Below are 23453 nucleotides of genomic sequence, written 5' to 3' on the forward strand. Positions count from 1 at the left end.
TTATTCCGAAAACAGCGTGCCTGTGGCGCCGCCAAAATTGGATTTGATATTTAAGTGCTTATAAGCCAGTTCGGTAGCCATTCGTCCGCGGCTGGTTCTCTTGAGGTAACCTTCCTGGATCAGGAACGGCTCATACACCTCTTCAATAGTTTCCGCTTCCTCACTACAGGCTGTGGCTATGGTGCCCAGCCCCACCGGACCGCCTTTAAATTTCTCGATGATGGTCAGCAGGATTCTGTTATCCATTTCATCCAAGCCATTTTCATCCACATCCAGAGCATTAAGGGCTATTTTCGATATTTCAAGGGTGATTTTACCATTCCCCTTGATCTCTGCAAAATCCCTGGTTCTTCTCAATAAATTGTTTGCAATCCTCGGCGTTCCCCTGCTCCTCCGGGCAATTTCATAGGCCGCAATTTCATCGATTGGGGTGTTTAGGATATGGGCCGACCGGCTCACAATGGTGGTTAAGAGCTTGGCGTCATAATACTCCAGCCTTGCATTGATCCCAAATCTTGCCCTCAACGGTGAAGTCAGCAATCCTGATCGGGTAGTAGCCCCAATCAAGGTAAAGGGGTTCAATGAAATCTGTACCGTACGAGCATTAGGACCCGAATCCAGCATGATGTCGATCCTAAAGTCCTCCATGGCAGAATAAAGGTATTCTTCCACAATGGGATTGAGCCGGTGGATTTCATCGATAAATAGTACATCACCATCATCCAAGTTGGTCAAAAGACCGGCAAGATCGGAAGGTTTGTCCAACACCGGTCCAGAGGTAATCTTGATATTGGACTCCAATTCATTGGCGATAATATTGCTCAGGGTGGTTTTTCCCAAACCTGGAGGTCCGTGCAGCAGTACGTGGTCGAGGGATTCCCCGCGTTTTTTTGCCGCGGACACGAAAATTTTAAGGTTTTCTACAATTTTATACTGTCCAGTAAAGTCATCGAAAGAAAGCGGGCGCAAGGCCTTTTCTATTTCTCTGTCGCTTTGGCTCAGGTGTTCATTTTCTCCGCTCAAATAATCTTCTCTCATGCGCTTTATTTATTCTGGAACCACAAAGATAAGCATCTGCTCGGGCATTCACAGCAACAATGTCGGGCAGGAACTATTTTTCCGTCCACATGGCTTTAAGAAAAGCCTAACGGCAAAATTGTTGAGAATCCATTACCTTTGCAGGAAATTTCCTTGAATATGCGAAACAACGCCCGAAAAAACGTCATTTACTCCATCATTTTATTATTGATTGTCTTTATCGTATTCCTTTACAGGCAAAATCAACAAAATCCACGCGAGGCAACCACCGTGGAACAGGATGGGAGAGTGATTTTGACAGGTCAAACTATGGGCACCACCTACCGAGTGGTCTACCTGGACGAGCAGTCCAGGGATTTCAAAAAGCAGATCGATTCCGTATTAGTAGCTTTTAACAAATCCCAGTCTACCTATATCGAGGATTCCGAGATCAGCAGATTTAATCGTCAGGATACCTTGGAGTTTGAGAGTCCGTATTTTTTGGAAGTGCTGGAATCCAGCCGGGAGGTTTTTGAATTGACGAAGGGTTCTTTTGATCCCACTATAGGCCCCTTGGTGAATGTTTGGGGCTTTGGCCCTGAAGGTGCACAGCGGAAGGACAGTACGGAAATTAATGATTTACTTCGACTGGTCGACTTCAACTTGATCGGATACGATAGCAACCAGGTGTGGAAAACCAAGCCGGGGGTATATTTGGATTTTAGTGCCATTGCCAAAGGCTATGGGGTGGATGTAGTGGTAGACTTTTTAGAAGAGCAGGGCATCTATAACATGCTGGTGGAAATCGGGGGGGAATTGGTAGCCCGGGGTGTCAATGAAAACGGGGAACTGTGGAAGGTTGGCATCAACCAGCCGGACGAGGCGGGTGCGAAAGACGACCTCTTCAGCATCATAGCTTTGGATAACCAAGGGTTGGCAACTTCCGGTAACTACCGGAATTTTTATGAAAGAGATGGCATCAAATACTCTCATACTATAAGTCCCAAAACAGGTTTTCCAGTAAGACATAGCCTGCTTAGTGCCACCGTAGTGGCGGAAAACTGCATGCTGGCCGATGCCTATGCCACTGCTTTGATGGTAATGGGAACTGAAGAAGCTATTGCCTTGCAGGAGTCCTCCCAAGCCTTTGAGATGCTTTTGATATTCAATGATGAGGAAGGAAAATTGGAGACCTTTGTCAGTGAAGGTTTAAAACCATTTATTTCATTTATAGATAGAGATTAATGGATAGAATTGAAGCGGTTGACAAGAAAGATTGGTTCGGTAAATGGTTCGACAGTCCATATTACCATATTTTATATAAAAACAGGGATTTTGCCGAAGCCAGAAGGTTTATTGATAATGTAGATGGTTATTTCAAGTTTGACAGTTCTGCCCACGTGATGGATCTGGCTTGTGGCAAGGGACGACATAGCATTTATTTAAATCAAAAAGGCCATCGGGTAACGGGACTGGACCTTTCTCCTCAAAACATTGCCTATGCCAAGAGTTTTGAAAACGAACTTTTGGATTTTGATGTGCATGATATGCGGGAGGTGTATGCAAAATCCAAATTTTCCCATGTAGTCAATTTATTCACCAGCTTTGGCTATTTTAGTGAGGAAGAGGATAATCTCCGCGTATTCCAATCTGTGTGTGAAGCCCTCAAGCCTGGCGGATACTTTCTTCTGGATTATTTGAATCCTGACAAGGTGATCGATTCCATGAAGGCTTATGAGGTGAAAAACGTGGATGGCGTCAAGTTTGAAATCCGCAAAGCGGTTGAGCATGGCTTTATCGTCAAAGATATTAATTTTGAAGATGGCAGTGAATACCATTTTCAGGAGAGAGTACAGGTACTGAGAGAAGAGCAGTTTGAGCACTTCTTTGAAAAAGTAGGGTTGGACTTGAAAGTAGTTTATGGGGATTATGATTTGAATCCCTTTAGTTTTCACGAAAGTGACAGGATGATTTTTATAGCTCAAAAACCAACGCATGCTCATTAATTTTGGTTTGCTTTTCTTTTCGGCCTTGCTGGCCGGCCTAGTGGCGATTTTGGTGCCCCATTGGCGTGAACAGGATTTTAAAAAGGTCCTGATTTTCGCCGGTTCCTACCTGTTTTCCATCACCATTCTCCATATTTTCCCGGAGCTTTTTGCTGACAGGCAATCTGCCTATTATATGGGGCTTTACATTCTATTGGGCTTTCTGTTGCAGCAGTTATTGGAATTTATGTCTTCCGGGATTGAGCACGGACACCTGCATACGCATGGTAATTCGCATAAGGGAAATACCGTTACCACGCTGATGGTAGGCCTCTTTTTGCATGCCTTTTTGGAAGGTACACTCCTGTCCAAGCAACCCGAACTTTCAGGTCATCACCATGGGAGTGAGACCTTGCTGATAGGGATGATTTTGCATAAAATCCCTGAGGCTTTTGCCTTGGTGGCCGTATTGCTCACTAGGCTGAAAAAGCGGCTGGTGCTGATTCTTTTGGTGGTTTTTTCCCTGGCCTCGCCTTTTGGCATGCTGTCCACAGACCTACTTTATAGCCAGGCGATCATCGGACCAAGCACCATCAATATGCTGTTTGGCTTGGTGGCTGGAGGCTTTTTGCACATTTCTACCACCATTATCTTTGAAAGTAGCCCGCAGCATAAGTTTCAGCTCCAAAAGTTGCTCATTATTATGCTGGCAGCCGGCCTCGCCATTCTGTCCGAATACGTAATTTAATTCTTGAGGTACTTCTGGATTTCTTTTTCCAGCCTGGGATGGCTTGGATTGTAGGCTTGGTTGTTTAGGATTTTGCCTTCTTTGGATATAATGACATATCTGGGCACTGCAATCACCACTCCCTCAAAATCCTTTTCTTTATAGTTGTAATAAACGAATGGGTAAATGGGATTTGACTCATCGGTGCCTATCCAATAACTGTTGGTGGTCCAATTGCGCTTGGTGACATAATCGCCCCAATATTCCTGCCTGTCATCAATGGATATCTTAACAAACTCCACCTCCTGATCCCCGAATTTTTCGGCCAAAGCCTCGAAATATGGGGTTTGCTGAATACACGGGCCGCACCAACTTGCCCAGAAATCCAAAACCAACAATTTTCCCTCAAACTCGGAAAAGTTAATTGAGTTTCCATTCACATCCACCAAGGGACCCAATGGTGCCTTTTCCCCGTTGTTGACGGTTTTCATCCTAGTCAACTTTTCCTGCTGACTGGTGGTGGATTGCGCCATGTTCATCAAGGGAAAAAGTATGGCGAATATGAGTAAAAAATGCTTTTTCATTTAAAGTTGTTTAATCCTGACATCAACGTCTCCGGTAGAATGTAGATATAAGCGCACATCCTCAGGAGTCGTATATATTCCAAGTACATCCAATTTAGGGTTTTTTATTGAAATGGAAGCAAAATCAGTTTGAATGTCGCTGTGTTTCCTGATTTCAGTCTTTGCCTCCTCAAGATATTCCCCTATTGGGAAAAAGGCTCTTTTTTCAATTTCCGTCGTGATTTTGTTTTGCTTAAGCCAGTTGGCCGAGTTGGCCAACAAGTTTTTGGTGTTGAGGTCAAACTCAATTTCTTCAAAATAGATGGCTTCGCGCTCACTGTCGTAAGCCGGCTTGCCCACCAAGTACAAATCTCCACTCAGGTCTTTTTTTCCGGTTCTTTTTGCGGTAAAATTCATTTTGACAAGCGCCCTGTCTCCAAAATCCTGCGTCGTAAATTTCTTTGGTATCAAAACCGTGCCTTTTTCAATCTGAAATAGCTCGCCAACTAGTTCTGTGTTCAGATAATGATCAATTTGGGCATACCCGATGCTGATGGGCAGGGTGATGTCTGCGCCCTTCTTGGACAGGTTATTTTTTGCCAATTTTGGCAACTGGTTGCTTTTTACCGCTGGCTTTTGGCCAACGGTGGTGGCTACATCTCCTTCCAGACCCACATGCAGCTTCAGGTTTTGCCCGCTGATCTCTTCGGTGAGAAATAAGGTGTGAGGTCTTGTGGTCACAAAAGCCTGATGGCCATTTTGGGAAAAGGGCAGCGGCTCGCTGAAATTCTGCCAGGCACTCTGCAATACGCCTCTGAAATTCACGCCTTGGAAATTATTGGCCACCAATTGGCTTTCAAGCAGTTTTTGCAGGTGTTTTCTCAATAGGGGATCCAGATCCAATTTATATCCCAACAGCTCATACTGTAAAGGTCGGCCCCATCCCTCAATCTGCACATCGGCAAACTGTATGCTGTAGTCCTCTCCAATTTCCGGACGGAAACTGATCTCCGGCGCCAGCATTTCGTCAAAAGGAATGGCTGTGGAAATGGTCTGGCCAAATAACTTTTTCTCCACATTAAGCTTTCCTTTTAAGTGCATGGGCAACTGGAACATCAGCTTTTTGTCCATGTAAGGGGAAAGCTTGGCATTGCCGGTTTTGGTCACCTCCACATCTGTGGTCAGGCCGCTGCCTACAGGGATCTGCTTTTCGGCAAACAAGAGGTCCTTAAATTCCTGATTGAGCTTTTGTTCGATAGAGCTCAAGGGTATTTCCAGAGGAAAATAAATCGATGATTTGGCCTCTGGCAAAGGGGCTGCCTGCTGGGAGGACTTGGGTTTTTCAGGATTGATACCTTTGCAGGCACTGAATGCAAAAGTAATTAAAGCTATATATAAGAATTTGCGCATTGTCTTTTTTCTAATTATGTATATCCGCTATTTAAAACTGCCAGAATCTTGGCACGTTGCTAGCCTGGGGCTATCTTCCGTTTCCGTCTCCCGTCTTCGGTCCCACCACGGCCAGGCTTCGGTCACCGGTCTTCGGTCTTCCGTCCAGTCAATCAAAGTGCATCATTGCGAATCGTCATCTAATTCACAAGAATAACGATAGTGGCGCAAAATAGTCAAATTTCAAAGGTTTCTTTTTTCTTAAAAAACTATAATCCAGCGTATCGCATGATTTTGCGGTTGGAGGGAATTTTAAACCCTGCTACTTTTGTTAGCAGTTAGTTATCATAAAAATGCACAAATGAACTGGACCAATTTAGAGAACACCACGCAACTAGAAGATATAAAAAAAGAAAGCCACAGCCAGCCCATCATGATATTCAAGCATTCCACCAGATGCTCCATTAGCGGCATGGCCATTGACCGATTGACCAGAAGTTGGAAGGAATCCGAAACTTCCCATATCAAGCCTTATTACCTTGATTTGATCAGCTACAGGCAAATCTCAAATCAAATCGCCGAGGAGTTTGGCGTTCAGCATGAATCCCCTCAGGTTATTTTGGTCAAAGATGGCAAAGCGGTCTATGACACCAGCCATATGGGAATCAACTATAAGGAGATTTTATCAGAAAGTTCCAGTTTGTAAATAGAGTAGATTGAAGTAAAGCCCGGTGTAAAAGCCGGGCTTTTTTTAAACTATTTTTTAACCGCTCGCAACCCGCATTCCCCATTCAAAACATCCCTCAATTTCCGATTAAACCTTCATCTGGATTCGCAGTCTAAAAGTCAATAATCTCAATTTTCTGATTTTTTAGAAAACGAATATCAACTACTTATATGAAAATTTCTACACTTAAAGTGTTGGGGCTCTTGCTGTTGTTAGCGTGTGTGAATGATGGGTTTGCCCAACAGAGGGGGACAGGACAACGGGGGCCAGGAGGCCAGATAAGAGGCCAGGTAATGGAAGGGAATACCAACGAGCCGCTCATAGGGGCGAATGTATTAATAAAAACTGTGACAGACTCCTTGGTGACATCGGCCATCACGGATCTGGATGGGACTTTTTCGATTGACAGACCAAGAATTCCAACCGTGGTGGTAGAGATTTTATACCTAGGGTTTGAGAAATATCAAAAGACCCTCAGCAGAGGTGAAAGCCTAGATTTGGGTGTGATTCAGCTCAAGGAAGATTCCAAACTCCTAGATGAATTTGTATTGCAAGGGCAGGCTATGGTAGGGGAAATGAAAGGTGATACCACCTCCTTTAACGCTGCAGCTTTCAAAACCAGGGAAAATGCCGTGGCTGAAGATATGGTGCGGAAACTTCCCGGGGTGACCATCCAGAATGGAGAAATCCAAGCTAGAGGTGAGCAGGTGCAGAAAGTGCTGGTGGATGGCCGAGAGTTTTTTGGAAATGATCCCTTTTTGGCCCTTAGAAACCTTCCAGCAGATGTAATTGACAAAGTAGAAATCCTCGATCAGCGATCAGACCAATCCAGACTTACGGGTTTTGACGATGGGAACTATAGCCGAACCATCAATATCGTGACCCGGCAGGATAAGCGGAATGGCCAGTTTGGAAGGGTGTATGGTGGATACGGAACCGACAACCGCTACTCTGCAGGCGGGAACATCAATTTCTTTAAAGGGGATAAGCGAATCTCTGTAATCGGGCTTTTTAACAACATCAACCAGCAAAACTTTTCTTCCCAAGATATGGTGGGAATTGAAGGTGGCGGCGGTGGTCGTGGTGGCCGTGGAGGCGGCGGCTGGGGCGGCGGAGGTGGCCGAATGGGTGGCAACCAGAATTTTGCCGTTGGACAGGATCAGGGGATCATCACCACCAACTCCTTGGGTTTGAATTATAGCGACAAATGGGGTGATAAAATCAACTTTACCGGTAGCTATTTCTTCAATTCTACGCAGAACAACGTTTTTCAGAACACCAACCGGGAGTTGGTATTGGCCACGTCAAACCAGCTTTATCGCGAGACTTTGTTGGAAAATGTAAGAAGCAATACCCATCGTGTAAATGCTCGGATGGAATATGATATTGATGAAAAGAATGCCTTGATCATAGCTCCATCAGCGAATATTAGATCAAACTCGAGCTTCATGGACAGGGATGCCATCAACCTGACAGGAGCATTTGATCCGCTCAGTAGCACCAGGTCGATTACCGATGGTACAGCGGATTCTTATAGCATCAGCAACAATTTGACCTACCGGTATAAATTTGACAAGCAAGGCAGGACCTTGTCAACGGACCTTTTCACCTCCTTCAATAAGACGGATGATTTTACTAAATTGATGGCTGCCAATAGGGATTACATCCAAAATGATTTTGACACCATCAATCAGGAAACTTTTGCGCTTTCCGATGGATTCAACTACAGAGCAAATTTGACATTTACGGAGCCTTTGACCAGCAAAGCTATCGGTACGGTAAGTTATCAAGTTGGGAACAACAAGACTTCCGCTGACCAAAGGACTTTCCAGATTGCCGAGCAGGGCTTAGTAGTATTGGATACAGCTTTAAGTAACCAGTTTGAAAACCAGTTTTTGACCCAGAGAGCAGGGCTTGGTTACCGATATAACAACCAAAAAGGATTGAACTTAAATGCCAGCTTGGACTATCAAAATGCAACTTTGGATAACGCGGCCTTCTTCCCTGTGCCTGCGGAGTTTCAGCGCTCTTTCAACAACATATTGCCCACTGTGAATATGCAGTATAGAAAGGAAAATGGGACGTCATTTAGGATTAGATACCGCACAAGCACCAACGAGCCAAATGTGATCCAGCTGCAGAACGTGGTCAATAACGCCAACCCGCTGATGATGTCCGTGGGTAACCCGAACCTGGGCCAAAGCTTTAACCACACGATTTTTGCCAACATGTCGAAAATCAACATGGAAAAGTCCAGGACATTCTTCCTATTCCTTTTTGCTTCCAAGACCGACAACTTTATGGGCAACAGTACCTTTGTCGCCCAACAGGATACAGCTATCAGCCCGGACGTGATATTGAGAAGGGGTGGTCAGCTGGTGAGGCCTGTGAATTTGGATGGGCAGTTTAACAGCAGATTGTTTGTGACTTACGGTGCTCCGGTGGCGCCTTTGAGGTCGCAGTTTAACATGAATTCAAGTATTAGCTTCAATCGTACCCCTGGGTTGATCAATGATGACCTCAATTTGAACGATAATATTGGATTGAGCCAGGGTGTTACCTTGACCAGTAATATCAGCAAGGATGTCGATTTTACTTTTCAGACCACCGGTACTTATAATATCGTGAACAGTTCCCTGCAGACCACACTCAATAATAATTTTTATGTACAAAACTCCAACGTGAGGTTTTATTATAGCCCCAATGACGGAAAACTGTTCATATCCAATGTGGTAAACAATGCCTTGTACAGAGGACTCTCCGAAGGAATGGACCAATCTATCTGGCTATGGAATGTCGAGACAGGTTTCAGATTCCTCAAAGACAACAAGGGAGAATTGAAGCTTAACATTTTTGATATCCTCGGCCAAAACCAAAGCATCAACAGAACGGTATCGGATGTGTCCATTGATGATGTCTTTACTAGAGTTTTGACTAGATACGCCATGTTGAGCTTTACCTATCATATTGGAAGCTTCAAGCCTCAGCAAAGACAGGAAGGAGGACCAATGCGAATGATGAGGCCTGGGGGAGGAAGAACTTGGTAGGAATGCTAGGTGGTAATTGAGATATGAAATTATAAAGTGAGAGGTTAGACAGGGTATATTCACCTTTCTAACCTCTCACTTTTCACATCTTACTTAACTTTAACCCCTCTAGTCATCTCCTTCTTGCCCGGAGGGCCAGGCAGGGTTTCCACTTCCAGTCCTAAACCCTTCAAGTTACGTTTTAGCTGTCCTTGGGCGCAATAGGTGACAAACACACCGCCCGGATTCATAGCTTCCACCACTTTTTCCAGCAATGGCTTCTCCCAGAGTTCGGGTTGCTTGCTTGGGGCAAAGGCATCGTAGAAAACCACATCGGTAGCGTACATTTGCACTTCCTCCAACGTCGTCAAATCCTTTTTCATGTTAAAATACTCCGATAGAGCTCCCCCCTGGTTCCATTCCGCTTTGTGCAAAAGGTTGAAATAAGGCTTAAACCTTTCCAGGTTTTCCTCAATCCCGGTGTAGTTTAGCTGATCGTAAACTTCCTCTTTCAATGGGAAAGGTTCAATGGTGTGATACAGCACGGGGATTTGATTCTGCTCAGCCCATACCAATGCCAGCCAGGCATTCAATCCGGTACCAAAGCCAACCTCAAATATCCTTATCGGTTGGACTCCCTTATTTTTGGCTGCCCAGGCCTCAAGTCCATAGAGCAAAAATACATGGACTGATTCCTTGTAGGCACCGTGAAAAGAATGGTAGGTCTCGTTGAGGTGGGGGAGATAGAGGGAGTGGGACCCATCCTCGGTGGTGATGATTTTGATTTCCCTTTCCATGTTACTTATTTTTTGTTGATCAAGGCCACGCAATAGGCCGAAACACCTTCCTCACGGCCTACAAAACCCAAGCGTTCCGTGGTGGTCGCTTTGATCGAAACTTGGTTTTCTTCCACTTCCATCACTTCGGCGAGGCACTGCTTCATGATCGGTATATGAGGATTGACCTTTGGCTGCTGCAAGCAGATGGTGGTGTCCAGGTTGCCCAGTTCGTACCCATTGTTTCGAAGCAATTTCATGACTTCCTTTAGCAGGATCTTGCTGTCTATTCCTTTGTATTTTGGATCGGTGTCGGCAAAATGGAACCCGATATCGCGTAAATCTGCAGCGCCTAGCAAGGCATCGCAAATCACGTGGATCAAGACATCCGCATCCGAATGGCCCACCGCTCCCTTGTCATGTTCCAGCTTGATACCGCCCAACCAAAACTCTTCACCTTCTTTCAATTGATGGACATCATATCCAAAACCAACTCTAAAATTGCTCATTTTATAAATCGTCTTACGTGTTATGATTTCTTGTAATAAAGAACGGAAGCATTTTCCTCCGTTAGTATTTCCTTAGCGGCCTTTTGGATGTCGGCTGCAGGTATTGCTGTCTTTTTTTCGTATTCGGTTTGATACAGTTCTGCATCACCCAAGTGGGCATAGTAGGCCAAGTTCATAGCTCTGTTGAGTAGCTGAACGCCTTCAAAGGTCTTCATGGCTTCTGCCTGGTTTTTCACCTTATCAAGCGTAGCCTCTTCAATCGGTGTCTGGATAAAATCCTGTACCAGCTGATCCAATAGCTGCTCGGCTTCTTCGGCGGTTTTTCCTTTTTCCATCTTCCCGTTGAAAACCATCAAGCCGGGATCCACATTCCCCATCACGTAAGCATTGGCCGTGGCAAATACATCCGTGTTTTTGACCAGTTGCTGCTCCAGCAGAGAAGACCTGCCAAAGCCGAGAATGTCGGTGATCAGGTCACACTCGGTGTATTTGGGTTGCAGCCTGCCCGGGATATGGTAGACCTTGTAAAGGGAATCCGTTGGGACATCTGCTGTATAGATTTTCGATTTTTTCCGAATTTGGACCGGCTCTTTTTCAATGGTCTTTTTGGGGATGTTTCCACTCGGGATGCTCTCAAACCATTTTTTGGAAAGCTGCTTGGCCTGCTCTAACATTATATCCCCGGCCACCACCATCACGGCATTGTCAGGGCGGTAATGGGTGAGATAAAACTCCTCTACATCCTGGCGGTTGTAGTTTTCCACATCTTCCAGGCTCTGGCCAATGGTTGGCCAGCGGTAGGGGTGTCGGTCAAAGGCCATATCCCGCACCAAGTGGAAAGCGTTTCCATAGGGTTGGTTCAAATACCGCTGTTTGAATTCCTCAATGACCACCTTTTTCTGGGTGTCAATGGTTTTGTCCGACAGGTTGAGGTGCAGCATCCTGTCCGACTCCAGCCAGAAAGCTGTTTCGATATTGATGGCAGGTACGGTGGTGTAATAATTGGTGATGTCGGTATTGGTGAAGGCATTGCATTCCCCTCCCACCTTTTCCAAAGCGGTATCGAATACGGGAACGTTTTTGGACCCCCCAAACATGAGGTGCTCAAAATAGTGGGCCAAACCCGTTTTGCCTATCACCTCATTGCGTGAGCCGACTTTGTACAAAATGTTAAGCACGGCCATCTTGGTCGTGTGGTCCTCATGGACCAATACCTCCAGGCCATTATCAAGTACAAATCTCTCGTATGCGATCATATTAAAGGGTTTAAACCGACAAAGGGCGCAGCGTAAAGCTGGCCCATGTGGGTAAGTTTAAGGCAATAACAAATTTAGTAAAATAAAGCCGTTAACCTTTCAATTTGTTTCAAACAGGCTCCCCTTTATAGCCGGCCTCCTTCAGTGCATCCACAACTGCCTGGCTGTCAGTATCACCCTTTACGGTCAATATTCTATCTGGGTGTTTCAAATCCACAGCCCAAGTGGTATTTTCCAAATTGTCCAGCTTAGGTTTGACTGCAGCCTCACAAGCGCCGCATTTGATGTTGGTTTTGAATTTCAATTCGTTCATGGTTTCTATTTATGTTTTTATGTGATTTTTTTGCACCGATGACGGAAGTCCTTAGTGACCATTTTAATTTTACCATTTACTTTAATCTAAGGCTGTTGGTGACTACAGAGACCGAGCTCAGTGCCATGGCTGCACCTGCGATCATGGGGCTGAGGAGAAACCCGAAGGCGGGATAAAGTACTCCAGCAGCAATCGGAAGGCCTATGATATTATAAATAAAGGCCCAGAAAAGGTTTTGGTGAATCACGCTGACGGATTTTTTGGAAAGTTCCAAGAATTTGGAAATCTGCCCAAGATCGGAATGGATAAGGGTAACCTTGGCCACATCCATGGCGATGTCGGAGCCGTGCCCCATCGCTATACTCACATCTGCCAGACTCAATGCCTCGCTGTCATTGATGCCGTCCCCGGCCATAGCCACAATTTTACCCTCTTGCTGAAGGCGCTTAACATATTCCGCCTTATCCGTAGGCATCATGGCCGCTTGATAATGGGGGACACCCAAATGATCGGCCAAATGTGAAACAGTCTTGTCTTGATCCCCGGAAAGTATGTGGATTTCCACGCCTCTTTTTTGGAGATGCTTGATTGCTTCTTTCGAGGTTTTTTTGACAGGATCGGCAATGGTGATGGATCCAATCAGTTCATTCTCTTTGGCTACAAAGATTACAATCTTGCCCTGGGATAATTTTTCCTCAGCATCAGCCAAAATTCCTTCAGCCATACTTACCCCTTGTTCCTCCATCCAGCTTTTTTTCCCAATCCTATAAAGCTTGTCCTCAAAGCTTGCACTCACTCCGTTTCCGGTATGGGATTGGAAATCCTGAATAACGGGTTTTTCCTTTAGGTCAAAATGAGATACAATGGCTTTGGCCAAGGGGTGCTCACTTTTCCCTTCTATGGCTGCGATGACAGCAGGTAAGTTATCCTCTTGGCTCCCGGGAAAAAAGACATCCACCACTTTAGGATTGCCTTCGGTGATTGTGCCTGTTTTGTCCAGCAGCAGGGTGTCCACTTTTTTGCCCTTTTCAAGGCTTTCAGCATCCTTGATCAAGATGCCCATTTTGGCCCCTTTGCCTATGGCGGCAATAACGGCCGTAGGGGTAGCCAAACCGAGTGCGCAGGGGCAGGCGATCACCAGCACGGTGATCATGGAAAGCATCCCCCGAAGCCAGCTGTCCTCAATTCCCGTAAAGCCCCATACGAAAAGGGTGATAATGGACAGTAGGATGACAATGGGTACAAAAATTCCGGCAATTTTGTCCACCAAGTGCTGCACGGGGGCCTTGCTACCCTGGGCTTCTTTTACCCGCTGTATGATCTGGGCGAGCAACGTGTCGTTGCCAACTTGGGTTGCGGTAAAATTGAAACTTCCCTTTTCGTTTATGGTGCCGGCAAAAACTTTGGAGCCGATCGTTTTCTGTACCGGAACGGGCTCGCCGGTGAGCATGCTCTCATTGACATAAGAACTGCCTGATATTACCTCGCCATCCAAGGGGATTTTTTGGCCAGGCTTCACCAAGATCTCCTCGCTAGCCTGCACCGTTTCGGTTTTTTTGAGGATCTCCTGCCCGTTATGGATCACCGTGACCTCATTGGGCTGTAGGCCCATCAGCTTTTTGAGTGCCTCTCCCGTGCCTGCCTTGGCCCTGGATTCCAGCAAGCGGCCCAAGAGTATGAAGAAGATGATGATGGCAGCGGCCTCAAAATACACGTGTGGCTCTAGTCCACGGCTCAAAAGCCATTCTGGCAAAAAGGTGTTAAATGTACTGTAAATATATGCGATACCGGTGCTAAGCGCCACCAGCGTGTCCATGTTAGCCTTGAGATTCCGGGCCTGTTTCCATGCATTGATGAAAAACGAACGGCCAAAAAACAGCAGGATGGGGGTGGTGAGGACCCACATCACCTCATTTCCATAGGGCATGTGCATCCAAAACATCCCGATAATGAACACCGGTAAGGACAATACTCCTGAGGCAATGGTGTTGAATCGGAGTTTGGCCAAGTCTTTCTGCTGCTGCAGCTCCAGTTCCTCCGCCTTGACATCTTCCACAATCAGGTCATAGCCTTCATTTTGGATGGCCTTTTTGAGGTGGTCCAGGTCAAGTTTGCCTTCTGATTCCACTATTGCAGAATGGGTGGCATAATTGACGGTAGCCTTTTTGACTCCAGGGTATGTTTTGAGTGTGTTTTCCACGCTCACCGCACAGGCCGCACAACTCATTCCGCCGACAGGAAATTCTTTTTTCATAGCCATATTATCTATATACCAAAATTAAAACATATATAGAGCTGGTGCTTTACATAATTTTTGATTTTATTAAACAATGGATTGACCGTTCCTGTATTTCCGTTTAATTTTAGAACTTTGCCACTAGCGGGGCCGTTAGCCTCTTGATGAAATTTTGAATCAGACAAATAAACCCATGATCAAAGCCACCCTTGAGCCCGAGTGTACCGGCCAGTTTTCAGCTTTCTTTTTAGACTACCTTCACCAAAAACCTTCCTTAAAACCTTTCTATAACCTATTTCCCTCACTGGAAAATTTCAAAAAAGCGGTGCAGGAGAGAAGCTTTTCCCAAGAAAAAAGGGAGGTCTTGGCAACTGCCTTGACCGGGCAATATCAAAAAGCGGGTTTGGAATGTGCAGCAGTGGAAAAGCTCAGGGATTCCAAAACCTTCACCGTCACCACCGGTCACCAGCTAAACCTGATGACCGGACCGCTTTATTTCATTTACAAGATTGTCTCTACCATCAATTTAGCCGATAGGCTCAACAAAGAATACCCTGATTTTCATTTCATCCCGGTGTATTGGATGGCCACTGAGGACCACGATTTTGCTGAAATCAACAATTTCAACTTTGATGGGGAAAAGTATCGCTGGGAAAGCCAGCAAACCGGTGCTGTTGGAGATTTTGTACTTGATGGTGAATTAAAAGCAATGCTTAAGAAATGGCGCTTTTTGCCAGATTTTTTAAGAGAGGCTTATGAAAGCTCTGATAATTTGGCCACTGCGGTTCGCAAATATGTCCATCACCTGTTTGGCGAAAAAGGTTTGGTGATCGTAGATGGGCACGATTCGGAGCTGAAAAAAATGTTTGCGCCGATTATGGAAGCTGACATTCTGGAAGGAAAGGCCAGTGAATTGGTGCAGGAAAGTACTGAGCAGCTTGAGGAATTGGGGTATAAAACCCAGGTGTATTCGAGGGAGATCAATTTCTTCTATTTGGACAAAGGGCTGAGGGAAAGGATTGTAAAAGTTGGGGATGCTTATGAGGTATTAAATACCGAATTGAAATTTACAGAAACTGAGCTTAGACAATTGATCCAGAAAAACCCTGAGAAATTCAGTCCGAATGTGATCATGCGGCCGGTTTATCAGGAGGTGATTTTGCCTAACCTAGCCTATTTGGGGGGACCGGCGGAAGTGGTTTATTGGCTGCAGCTGAAAAAAAGCTTCGATCTTTACAAAGTGGATTTTCCTTTAATTATGCCCAGGAATTTTGCCATGGTGATAGATGCCAATACTTCCCGAAAAATTGAAAAGTTGGGGATCCCTTTAAAGGACATTTTTATGAGTTTTCCGGTTTGGAAAAAAGCCTATGTCAAACAGCATTCCTCACATGACTTGACTTTAAATGATAAAAAGGAGGCTCTGGAAGCCTTGATGGATGAAATGGGAATGAGTGTGAAAGGTATTCACCCCACGTTGGAAACCACTTCAGAAAGCACCAAAACCAGGATGCTGAAAATAATGGATCATTTCTGCAAAAAGGTGGTAAAAGCCGAGGAAAAGAATTTTTCGGAAGATTTGGGCAGGATGCAGGCAATCAAAAACACCCTTTTCCCCAAGGGCGTGCCCCAAGAAAGATATGTGAATCTTCTTCAGTTTTACCTGCAAGATGAGCAATTCATAGAAAAGCTATTCCAACATTTTGACCCCTTAGATTTCAATTATATTCTATTAAGGTATTAGGATGGATAAATCAGAACTGAGGAAAGTCTATAAATCCAAAAGAAAGTACTTGTCGCCAGAGGAAAGGATTGAAAAATCGCAGGCGGTTACCAGCCGTTTCCTCACTTTTTTAGACATGCATCCGGAAATTGCGCATATCCATGTTTTTCTTCCCATTGAGAAGTTAAGCGAGATTGACACTTTTGAATTGGTGGAAAAATTGGCCGCAAAGGGCTGCCATCTTTACACCTCAGTCAGCGATTTTACCACCGGGGCTATGCAGACGATTGAACTGGAGATTCCCTTTGAGTATGAGCTGGATTCCTATGGAATTCCGGTGCCCCATCACGCTCACACAACTAATGGAAATGCCATACAACTGGTATTAATCCCCCTTTTGGCATATGATTTGGGAGGAAACAGGCTTGGTTACGGGAGAGGTTTTTATGACCGCTTTTTGGATTCCCTTGGCCATGAGGTGATAAAAGTGGGGCTGTCGTTTTTCTCTCCGGAGGAGTCCATACCCGCTGAAGAGCATGATATCAGGCTGGATTTTTGTGTCAGCCCTGAACAGCTTTATATCTTTTAGAAAATTCTTTATTGTTAAATTTTATACTTCTATGTTTAAAAAGATCATGATTGTTGCCCTGCTATGTGCAGGAATGTGTCTAGGCACCGAGGTGAAAGCCCAAGATTACAATACCGGGATCGGTTTAAGGGCAGGGAACAGTGCCGGAGTTACCGTTAAGCATTTTCTGTCCAATGATGTTGCTTTTGAAGGTTTGATCCATAGCCGTTGGAGAGGTATGATGTTGACAGGTCTTTTGGAAGTTCACCGCAACATCCCTGAGGCCCGCGGATTGAGATGGTATTATGGTGCCGGTGCCCACGTGGGATTCTTCAATGCCGCTGATAGAAGGTACCGGGGCTGGGGTGATCCAGACAGGTCTTACACAGTAGTAGGTATCGATGGTATTCTAGGTTTGGAATATACTTTTGTAGAAATTCCACTTAACTTATCCTTTGACTGGAAACCTGCTTTTGACGTGATTGGTTACCAGAGATTATGGGCAGATGGATTTGCACTTTCTGTCAGATATGTGTTTTAAAAAATAATTAAGTCATAAAAAAAGAGGTAGCGATCGGCTACCTCTTTTTTTTTGTCTATTCTTCTGGAATCAGTTTGACCATTAGGCCAGTTCCTTCGGTTATTACATAAATGTAGCCGTCAGGGCTTTGGGCCACATGCCTTACACGACCGATGTCTTGCAGCAATTTTTCCTCACCGGCGTAAGTGGTGCCATCTAGCTCAACTCTGGCGACGTGCTGGTGGGCCAAGGCGCCGATAAGCAGGTTGCCTTGCCAAGCCCCATATCGGTCACTTGTCACTTGCACCATGCCGCAAGGCGCGATAGATGGATCCCAATAATGAACTGGAGGCGTAATGCCTTCTTTTTCTGTCTCTTCCGAAATCACACTGCCGTCATAATCTACCCCAAAGGTCACCAAAGGCCATCCATAATTTTTTCCTTTTTCGATAAGGTTAAGCTCATCGCCTCCTTTTGGACCATGCTCGTGGGCCCAGATGCGGTTATTCTCTGCATCATAGATCATCCCCTGCGGGTTTCTATTGCCATAGGTCCAGATGGATTTCACGGCATTCGGTTCGTTCACAAAGGGGTTGTCTTCAGGAATGCTGCCGTCTAGGTTGATGCGGTGGATTTTCCCATGGGAGTTGGTCAAGTCTTGCGCATTTGGCTTGGTGCCCCGTTCACCAGAGCTGAAGTAGAGGTAATCCTCGTTGTCAAAAATAATCCTGCATCCAAAATGGACCCCAGAATCGGTTGCAGGTGTGGTTTGGATCAATTCTTCCTGATCAACAAGGTTGTTGCCCTCCAATCGGGCTCTCATAATGGTGGTCGCCCCGCCACCCTGCATAGGCTTGGCATAGGCGATGTATAGCCAGTCGTCTTTTCGCTGGATGTCCAACAGACCCCCTTGCCCTCTGGCATACACGTCAGGCATTCCTTGGACCTTTTCACCGGTAAATTCATCATTTTCGAAAATCAGGATTTCCCCCTGCCTTTCGGTTACCAGCATGCGGCCATCTTCCAGCCACACCATCCCCCAGGGATTCTCCAAGTCAGTGTAGAGGGTATCCACGCTGAAATTGAGCATGTCAGACTCAGTAATGTTGGTGGGTGAAAGGGGGTCGTTTATTTCCCCGTTGTTGTTTTCCGCACAGGAAAATAGGGCAGCGGAAAGCACTAAGGTATAGAGTGTGTTTTTCATGGGTAAATTTGCTTTTACAAACTACAATATACACAATTTAATTCTCCTTTTAAAGAGGTGAAAAATGATGTTAGTATTCTTGGCACGCTGAAAATTTAATCGGCTGATGGATAGCACGGCTTATTTTTTTATCTTTATCCAATTACACTTTCAAACCTTAAATAATTGACCTATGAACAATCCTATTTGGATTATGACTTCTGCTTTTGATCAACTGGACCTGGATCAGACTATCGAGAAGGCCCACGAAGCTGGAGTGCAGGGGCTTGATGTCTGCGTGTTCAGAAAAGACGGGACCCGTGATGATTTTGTGGCCACCCATATGGACTATGAGAATTTTTCCACGGATACGGCCAAAGAAATGATCGAAAAATTCAACCGCGCCAAGTTGAGGATGTCGCTGGGTGCTTTTGATAACCTCATCGGTGGCGATGAGCAGCAGAAAATCAACAACCAAAACCACCTGCTTCGCCTTATCCACATGGCCCATCTGATGGGTGGGGACGAAAATGATATCAAAGTCGGTACATTTGTAGGTTATAATCACGAGTTGGGTGTAGAGGAAAGGGGCTTTGAGAAAAACCTTGAGGAATATAAAAAGGTATTTGGACCCATCATCAAGTACGCCGAGGATATGGGTGTGACGATATTATATGAAAACTGCCCCATGGAAGGCTGGCGCTCTGCTGGGTATTCGACCACTTACAATAACCTTCCAGGCGTATTGGCGGCGCGAAAGCTGATGTACGAACTGATCCCAAGCAAAGCCCATGGGGAAATTTACGATCCTTCCCACGATGTATGGCAGCATGTGGATCCTTCCCTGGTTATCGAAAATACCGATATGCAAAGGTTGAAGCGCATTCATGTCAAATCCACTCGAAACGGCAACAGCGTGTTCTGGGGAAACATGTACCCTATGCACCAGGTGGATCAATCCCTTGCGGACAGGGCGGGAGTTCCCACCTGCCAGAATGAGTGGGACCGCCACCACTATGAAGCCACACTTCCTGGATTCGGAGTGGGTGACAGCATGGATTGGAGAAAGTTCATCAATACATTGAAAGCCAAAAATTTCAGCGGCCCATTTGAAATTGAAAATGAAGCGGCACTGAGCAAAGGCACCGGAAATATGGGAGCCATCATGCAGGGCTGCAAAGCCACGGTGCTCAATCTTGCTCCATTGCTGTGGGAGCTCACCGAGGAAGGATATGCCTATAAAGGCGATCAAAACCCTTTGAAAGACCTCAACCGCAAGGATGTACCGGTAGTGACCATGGAGGAGCTTAAGTAGGATAGCCTGCAGAGAGATAACCGCAAAGACAACAAGAATCGCAAAGTGATAGAGTTTTCATAAACCTTTGCGCTTCTTTATTTCTTTGCGGTTAATTTTTAATTAGTAAGGTTAATTTTTGCTCCTGACCAGAGTCTCGGTGATCTTGTTCATCAGTTCAACTTTTTCCTCAAAGTCACCCTTTAAAGTTTTTCTGTACTCGTTGAGGTTATTCACCAGGTCATCAATGTCCTCGGGGATCACCTCCTCTAGCAGCTGCCGTAGCCGCTTTGCCGTTGTGGGTGATTTACCATTGGTACTGATGGCGATTTTGACGTTTCCTTTGGTCACGATGCCGCCGAGGTAAAAATCGCAATAGGCCGGTGTGTCCGCCACATTGACCAATAAATACCTTTCCTTGGCATCATGATAGATCTCATGGTTGGTTTCGGTCACGTCGGTGGCAGCGATCACAATATGCTTGCCTCCGAGATACTTGGTCTGGTAGGCATCCACAATAAGCGTGACATGGGACTTCCCTTTGGCCAGCTGCCTTACCTCCTCGCTGATTTCCTTTGCTACCACGGTAACATGTGCGTTTGGACTGGATTTTAGCAGGAAAGTGAGCTTTTCCAGCCCTACTTTTCCAGCGCCGACCAGCAGCACGTTCAGCTGGTTGACCTTAAGGAATATGGGATATAACTCGTTCATGGTTTGGATATTAGTGGTGGTCAATATAAACAGCCTCCCTGTACACATCCATCAGCCTTGGGCTTTCTCTCACTACCTCTCCGATGATGATAATGGCAGGAGTTCCTACTCCGGCAAGGGTCGCCTTTTCTTCAATGTCCTCAATGTTTCCAGCCACAATTTTTTCCTCCTTGGTGGTACCGCTTTGAATGATGGCGATAGGAGTGGAGGCGCGGTCGGACATTTTGAAAAGCTTGACGATTTCAGGCAATTTGCCCATCCCCATCAGTACAACCACTGTGGCTGTCGACTGGGCGGCCAGTTCCACGTCCCGCGAGAGTTTGCCTGCTGTGGTGGAACCAGTAATGACCCAGAAGCTTTCCGAGACTCCCCTTTTGGTGACCGGAATGCCGGCCGCCGCCGGTACGGCCACGCTTGAAGTGATCCCGGGAATAACTTCCGTGGCTACTCCAAAGCTTTGGATATAATCCACCTCCTCGGACCCTCTTCCAAAAACAAACGGATCCCCGCCTTTTAGGCGAACCACGTGTCCGTGTTTTTTGGCGTGGTAGACACAGAGGTGGTTGGTCTCCTCCTGCGGGTTACCCTTTACTTTGTTCCTTTTCCCCACATATACCTTGATAGCGGTTTTTGGAGCATGGTTCAAGAGACTTTTATCCACTAAAGCGTCGTATAATACCACATCAGCTTTGCTTAGGGCCAAGATTCCTTTCCAAGTGATCAGTTCCGGATCCCCTGGTCCTGCGCCAACCAATGTTACTTTTGGATTGATGTTATTTCTCATTTACTACCTCCTCTCTTCTGTACTCATTGATCAATCCGAATACCTCCATAGCAGCCGTGAAATATTGCTTGGCAAATTCCAGTGTTGGCTCATTGTCCTTCATTCGGTAGACAATGTAGCTGAAGGAGTCCCCCAAGTCCAATTTGGCAGTCTCTGTGAAGGCTTCTTCAAACTTGGAGATGATGTTGGCATACGAATTTGTACTTTCTCCAACTGACAGCAAAAGGGCTTTGGCCGCATTGATCATCCCGGTATAGGAGTGGTAAATGCTGTCAGACCATCTTTCTTCTTCCAAGGCTTCCTCGGCGTTGGCAAGTTTTTCCCTTGCCTCCAGCAACAAGGTGGCGACTAAGTCGATTACCACACCGGCACATTCGCCTACTCCCACTTCCTTGACATATGGCTGGTCATTGCCCCAGTCCACAAAATCGGAATCCTGAATGTCATCGGTGGAAGAGAGATCCTTGAGAATATCGTAGAAATACTTCTGGCCCTGGTGGTCGTAGTAGTCAGGGAAGGCAAAACCATTGGCATTGGCCTCAAAGTCATCCAGCAAAACTCTTAGCGCCTGAGGGCCTCTTTTGCTCGGGATCTTGATGACCTTGTCGGCAAATACACCTTTGCCGTCCCCCAAAACCCTTCCTCCCAGCAACACCTGAAGCGCAGGCACCACGGATTTTCCTACTTTAATAGACATTCCCTGAAAGCCAATTGAGGCCATGTTGTGCTGCCCGCAGGCATTCATACAGCCGGAGATTTTGATGGTCAGATCGTGATTGGAAAGGTACTGTGGGTACTCCTCCTGGATCAGCTCCTCGAGGACGGTGGAAATCCCTGTACTGCTGGCAATGCCCAAGTTACAGGTGTCCGTACCCGGGCAGGCGGTGATATCTCCAAAGGAATTGTAGCCGTGGGCAACAAAACCCAATTTTTTCAGCTCTTGGTAGAAATATGGGGTCAGCTCCTCTTTGACATCTCGAATTAGGATATTTTGCCTCAAAGTAAACCGGAGTTCATTGTTGGCATAGGTTTTCACCAGATCGGCCAATTGGCGCGCCTTATCTGTGTAGAAATCTCCAAGTTTTACTTTGATTCCGATGCTGACATAACCTTCCTGCTTTTGTGGAAGGACGTTGGTCAATTTCCATTTTTCAAAGGTAAGGTCAAGCTTTTCTTCCACTGCTGGAATGGCAGGGGAAGGCAAATTCCGGGATGCTTCATAGGAGGCAAAATCAATTGGATAGACCTGAAAAGGCAAGGCTTTCTGTTCTTCCTTTACCAACCCCAGAAAGGTTTCTATACCCAGATCCTTGACCAGATATTTCATCCGGGCCTTCATCCTCTTGGCCCTTTCACCATGCCGGTCAAAAACCCTCAATACTCCTTCAATAAAAGGGATCAACTGATCAGCCTTCAGAAAGTCAGTGATCTCATCGGCATGTCTTGGTTGGGAACCCAGTCCGCCTCCTAGCAGTACTTTAAAACCTCTTGTTTTGACGCCGTCGATGGATTTGATTTTAGGGATAAAACCCAGGTCATGCAGATAGCTCAAGGCCGTATCCTCATCACTTGATGAAAACGCCATTTTAAACTTTCTGCCCATTTCCTGGCAGATGGGATTTCTCAGGAAATATTTGAAAGTGGCATCGGCATATGGGGTCACATCAAAAGGCTCATTGGGATCCACGCCGGCTTTCTCGGAGGCGGTGACATTCCGGACGGTATTGCCACAGGCCTCTCGGATGGTTACATCGTCCTGCTCGAGTTCCGCCCATAGTTCGGGTGTCCTGTCCAGGCTTACATAGTGGATCTGGATGTCCTGACGGGTGGTGATGTGGAGGCGGCCGGTGGAATATTTGTCGGCCACGTCAGCTATCCGCTTCAACTGCTCGGAGGTGGACCTGCCGTAGGGAAGTTTGATCCTGATCATCTGCACGCCCGGTTGGCGCTGACCGTAGATTCCCCTAGCCAATCGAAGGCTTCGGAATTTTTCCTCATCAATGGCCCCGTTTCTGAAGAGGGCTATCTTTTTTTCTAATTCAATAATATCTTTTTGAACTAGAGGGTTCTCCAGTTCGGTTCTAAAGCTTTGCATGATGGTGGTGGTTTAATAGGTTGTTATTAATGAAAAGAGGGTGGATTCCCA

General features: G+C 46.0%; 21 protein-coding genes. 9 read left to right on the forward strand and 12 right to left on the reverse strand.

Translation table 11 applies throughout. The features are described 5' to 3' along the window. Positions 1 to 1038 carry a Holliday junction branch migration DNA helicase RuvB gene (ruvB, locus tag KIH41_RS12975; protein WP_213944560.1) on the reverse strand — a complete coding sequence of 346 codons (1038 nt, stop codon included), beginning with the start codon at positions 1036 to 1038 and terminating at the stop codon, positions 1 to 3. A gap of 159 nt (positions 1039 to 1197) precedes the next feature. On the opposite strand from ruvB, the gene KIH41_RS12980 reads away from it, so the two are divergent. The 3 genes from KIH41_RS12980 to KIH41_RS12990 are packed head-to-tail and all read left to right on the forward strand — an operon-like array spanning position 1198 to position 3750. Then, a complete protein-coding gene (locus KIH41_RS12980) occupies positions 1198 to 2262 on the forward strand; it encodes an FAD:protein FMN transferase (RefSeq protein WP_214162645.1) in 1065 nt (354 codons plus the stop codon). Next, a complete protein-coding gene (locus KIH41_RS12985; RefSeq protein WP_214162646.1) occupies positions 2262 to 3023 on the forward strand; it encodes a class I SAM-dependent methyltransferase in 762 nt (253 codons plus the stop codon). The genes KIH41_RS12980 and KIH41_RS12985 overlap by 1 nt, the downstream gene beginning before the upstream one ends. Further along, on the forward strand, positions 3013 to 3750 hold the full coding sequence (locus KIH41_RS12990; RefSeq protein WP_214162647.1) for a ZIP family metal transporter: 738 nt from the start codon (positions 3013 to 3015) through the stop codon (positions 3748 to 3750). The genes KIH41_RS12985 and KIH41_RS12990 overlap by 11 nt, the downstream gene beginning before the upstream one ends. Here KIH41_RS12990 and KIH41_RS12995 read toward each other — a convergent pair. Then, the gene (locus tag KIH41_RS12995; RefSeq protein ID WP_214162648.1) at positions 3747 to 4313 is read right to left on the reverse strand and encodes a TlpA family protein disulfide reductase; all 567 of its coding nucleotides are present in this window, start codon (positions 4311 to 4313) and stop codon (positions 3747 to 3749) included. The two genes, KIH41_RS12990 and KIH41_RS12995, sit on opposite strands and share 4 nt — an antisense overlap. After that, entirely contained in the window at positions 4314 to 5702 is a 1389-nt protein-coding gene (locus KIH41_RS13000) for a DUF4403 family protein (protein ID WP_214162649.1), read from the reverse strand. 340 nt (positions 5703 to 6042) lie between these two features. On the opposite strand from KIH41_RS13000, the gene ytxJ reads away from it, so the two are divergent. After that, positions 6043 to 6387 (forward strand): bacillithiol system redox-active protein YtxJ, encoded by a 345-nt coding sequence (gene ytxJ, locus KIH41_RS13005; protein ID WP_213944566.1) that lies wholly within the window; start codon positions 6043 to 6045, stop codon positions 6385 to 6387. A 191-nt stretch (positions 6388 to 6578) separates the two neighbouring features. Next, a complete protein-coding gene (locus tag KIH41_RS13010; protein ID WP_214162650.1) occupies positions 6579 to 9455 on the forward strand; it encodes a TonB-dependent receptor in 2877 nt (958 codons plus the stop codon). Positions 9456 to 9544: 89 nt separating this feature from the next. On the opposite strand, the gene mnmD is transcribed toward KIH41_RS13010, so the two are convergent. The 5 genes from mnmD to KIH41_RS13035 all read right to left on the reverse strand — a co-directional run bounded on the left by mnmD (position 9545) and on the right by KIH41_RS13035 (position 14548). Next, positions 9545 to 10231, reverse strand: a complete 687-nt coding sequence (gene mnmD, locus KIH41_RS13015; protein ID WP_214162651.1) for a tRNA (5-methylaminomethyl-2-thiouridine)(34)-methyltransferase MnmD — start codon at positions 10229 to 10231, stop codon at positions 9545 to 9547. A 5-nt stretch (positions 10232 to 10236) separates the two neighbouring features. Beyond that, positions 10237 to 10719 carry a 2-C-methyl-D-erythritol 2,4-cyclodiphosphate synthase gene (gene ispF / locus KIH41_RS13020; protein ID WP_213944569.1) on the reverse strand — a complete coding sequence of 161 codons (483 nt, stop codon included), beginning with the start codon at positions 10717 to 10719 and terminating at the stop codon, positions 10237 to 10239. A 20-nt stretch (positions 10720 to 10739) separates the two neighbouring features. Next, on the reverse strand, positions 10740 to 11975 hold the full coding sequence (locus KIH41_RS13025; protein WP_214162652.1) for a M16 family metallopeptidase: 1236 nt from the start codon (positions 11973 to 11975) through the stop codon (positions 10740 to 10742). Positions 11976 to 12084: 109 nt separating this feature from the next. After that, positions 12085 to 12288, reverse strand: a complete 204-nt coding sequence (locus tag KIH41_RS13030) for a heavy-metal-associated domain-containing protein (RefSeq protein ID WP_213944571.1) — start codon at positions 12286 to 12288, stop codon at positions 12085 to 12087. 76 nt (positions 12289 to 12364) lie between these two features. Next, the gene (locus KIH41_RS13035; protein WP_214162653.1) at positions 12365 to 14548 is read right to left on the reverse strand and encodes a heavy metal translocating P-type ATPase; all 2184 of its coding nucleotides are present in this window, start codon (positions 14546 to 14548) and stop codon (positions 12365 to 12367) included. Between the two features lie 169 nt (positions 14549 to 14717). Here KIH41_RS13035 and bshC point away from each other — a divergent pair, with 169 nt between their 5' ends. The 3 genes from bshC to KIH41_RS13050 are packed head-to-tail and all read left to right on the forward strand — an operon-like array spanning position 14718 to position 17356. After that, positions 14718 to 16268 (forward strand): bacillithiol biosynthesis cysteine-adding enzyme BshC, encoded by a 1551-nt coding sequence (gene bshC / locus KIH41_RS13040; protein WP_214162654.1) that lies wholly within the window; start codon positions 14718 to 14720, stop codon positions 16266 to 16268. Between the two features lies 1 nt (position 16269). Further along, entirely contained in the window at positions 16270 to 16836 is a 567-nt protein-coding gene (locus KIH41_RS13045; protein ID WP_214162655.1) for a 5-formyltetrahydrofolate cyclo-ligase, read from the forward strand. Between the two features lie 31 nt (positions 16837 to 16867). Further along, entirely contained in the window at positions 16868 to 17356 is a 489-nt protein-coding gene (locus tag KIH41_RS13050; protein ID WP_213944575.1) for a hypothetical protein, read from the forward strand. 55 nt (positions 17357 to 17411) lie between these two features. Here KIH41_RS13050 and KIH41_RS13055 read toward each other — a convergent pair whose 3' ends face one another. Then, positions 17412 to 18539, reverse strand: coding sequence for a PQQ-dependent sugar dehydrogenase (locus tag KIH41_RS13055; protein WP_214162656.1), 1128 nt, complete (start codon positions 18537 to 18539; stop codon positions 17412 to 17414). A 172-nt stretch (positions 18540 to 18711) separates the two neighbouring features. On the opposite strand from KIH41_RS13055, the gene KIH41_RS13060 reads away from it, so the two are divergent. Beyond that, on the forward strand, positions 18712 to 19833 hold the full coding sequence (locus KIH41_RS13060) for a sugar phosphate isomerase/epimerase family protein (RefSeq protein WP_214162657.1): 1122 nt from the start codon (positions 18712 to 18714) through the stop codon (positions 19831 to 19833). Positions 19834 to 19944: 111 nt separating this feature from the next. On the opposite strand, the gene KIH41_RS13065 is transcribed toward KIH41_RS13060, so the two are convergent. Genes KIH41_RS13065 through KIH41_RS13075 form a run of 3 tightly spaced genes read right to left on the reverse strand, consistent with a single transcriptional unit; the run spans position 19945 to position 23402 of the window. After that, complete coding sequence (locus tag KIH41_RS13065; protein ID WP_214162658.1) at positions 19945 to 20523, reverse strand: precorrin-2 dehydrogenase/sirohydrochlorin ferrochelatase family protein; 579 nt, start codon at positions 20521 to 20523, stop codon at positions 19945 to 19947. Positions 20524 to 20533: 10 nt separating this feature from the next. Continuing rightward, entirely contained in the window at positions 20534 to 21307 is a 774-nt protein-coding gene (cobA, locus tag KIH41_RS13070; protein WP_214162659.1) for a uroporphyrinogen-III C-methyltransferase, read from the reverse strand. Further along, the gene (locus tag KIH41_RS13075) at positions 21297 to 23402 is read right to left on the reverse strand and encodes a nitrite/sulfite reductase (protein WP_214162660.1); all 2106 of its coding nucleotides are present in this window, start codon (positions 23400 to 23402) and stop codon (positions 21297 to 21299) included. Before KIH41_RS13075 ends, cobA begins: the two co-directional genes overlap by 11 nt. Positions 23403 to 23453 lie beyond the last annotated feature (51 nt).

This window comes from Litoribacter ruber, assembly GCF_018500185.1.
Lineage (GTDB): Bacteria > Bacteroidota > Bacteroidia > Cytophagales > Cyclobacteriaceae > Litoribacter > Litoribacter ruber.

What these genes read in the sequence shown, in the direction of transcription:
- KIH41_RS13025 (WP_214162652.1), bottom strand. Translation starts at nt 11,975, where the DNA reads ATGATCGCATACGAGAGATTTGTACTTGATAATGGCCTGGAGGTATTG.
- mnmD (WP_214162651.1), bottom strand. Translation starts at nt 10,231, where the DNA reads ATGGAAAGGGAAATCAAAATCATCACCACCGAGGATGGGTCCCACTCC.
- KIH41_RS12990 (WP_214162647.1), top strand. Translation starts at nt 3,013, where the DNA reads ATGCTCATTAATTTTGGTTTGCTTTTCTTTTCGGCCTTGCTGGCCGGC.
- KIH41_RS13055 (WP_214162656.1), bottom strand. Translation starts at nt 18,539, where the DNA reads ATGAAAAACACACTCTATACCTTAGTGCTTTCCGCTGCCCTATTTTCC.
- KIH41_RS13000 (WP_214162649.1), bottom strand. Translation starts at nt 5,702, where the DNA reads ATGCGCAAATTCTTATATATAGCTTTAATTACTTTTGCATTCAGTGCC.
- KIH41_RS13065 (WP_214162658.1), bottom strand. Translation starts at nt 20,523, where the DNA reads ATGAACGAGTTATATCCCATATTCCTTAAGGTCAACCAGCTGAACGTG.
- KIH41_RS12985 (WP_214162646.1), top strand. Translation starts at nt 2,262, where the DNA reads ATGGATAGAATTGAAGCGGTTGACAAGAAAGATTGGTTCGGTAAATGG.
- KIH41_RS13045 (WP_214162655.1), top strand. Translation starts at nt 16,270, where the DNA reads ATGGATAAATCAGAACTGAGGAAAGTCTATAAATCCAAAAGAAAGTAC.
- KIH41_RS13075 (WP_214162660.1), bottom strand. Translation starts at nt 23,402, where the DNA reads ATGCAAAGCTTTAGAACCGAACTGGAGAACCCTCTAGTTCAAAAAGAT.
- cobA (WP_214162659.1), bottom strand. Translation starts at nt 21,307, where the DNA reads ATGAGAAATAACATCAATCCAAAAGTAACATTGGTTGGCGCAGGACCA.
- ispF (WP_213944569.1), bottom strand. Translation starts at nt 10,719, where the DNA reads ATGAGCAATTTTAGAGTTGGTTTTGGATATGATGTCCATCAATTGAAA.
- KIH41_RS13030 (WP_213944571.1), bottom strand. Translation starts at nt 12,288, where the DNA reads ATGAACGAATTGAAATTCAAAACCAACATCAAATGCGGCGCTTGTGAG.
- KIH41_RS12980 (WP_214162645.1), top strand. Translation starts at nt 1,198, where the DNA reads ATGCGAAACAACGCCCGAAAAAACGTCATTTACTCCATCATTTTATTA.
- ruvB (WP_213944560.1), bottom strand. Translation starts at nt 1,038, where the DNA reads ATGAGAGAAGATTATTTGAGCGGAGAAAATGAACACCTGAGCCAAAGC.
- ytxJ (WP_213944566.1), top strand. Translation starts at nt 6,043, where the DNA reads ATGAACTGGACCAATTTAGAGAACACCACGCAACTAGAAGATATAAAA.
- KIH41_RS13050 (WP_213944575.1), top strand. Translation starts at nt 16,868, where the DNA reads ATGTTTAAAAAGATCATGATTGTTGCCCTGCTATGTGCAGGAATGTGT.
- bshC (WP_214162654.1), top strand. Translation starts at nt 14,718, where the DNA reads ATGATCAAAGCCACCCTTGAGCCCGAGTGTACCGGCCAGTTTTCAGCT.
- KIH41_RS13060 (WP_214162657.1), top strand. Translation starts at nt 18,712, where the DNA reads ATGAACAATCCTATTTGGATTATGACTTCTGCTTTTGATCAACTGGAC.
- KIH41_RS13010 (WP_214162650.1), top strand. Translation starts at nt 6,579, where the DNA reads ATGAAAATTTCTACACTTAAAGTGTTGGGGCTCTTGCTGTTGTTAGCG.
- KIH41_RS12995 (WP_214162648.1), bottom strand. Translation starts at nt 4,313, where the DNA reads ATGAAAAAGCATTTTTTACTCATATTCGCCATACTTTTTCCCTTGATG.
- KIH41_RS13035 (WP_214162653.1), bottom strand. Translation starts at nt 14,548, where the DNA reads ATGGCTATGAAAAAAGAATTTCCTGTCGGCGGAATGAGTTGTGCGGCC.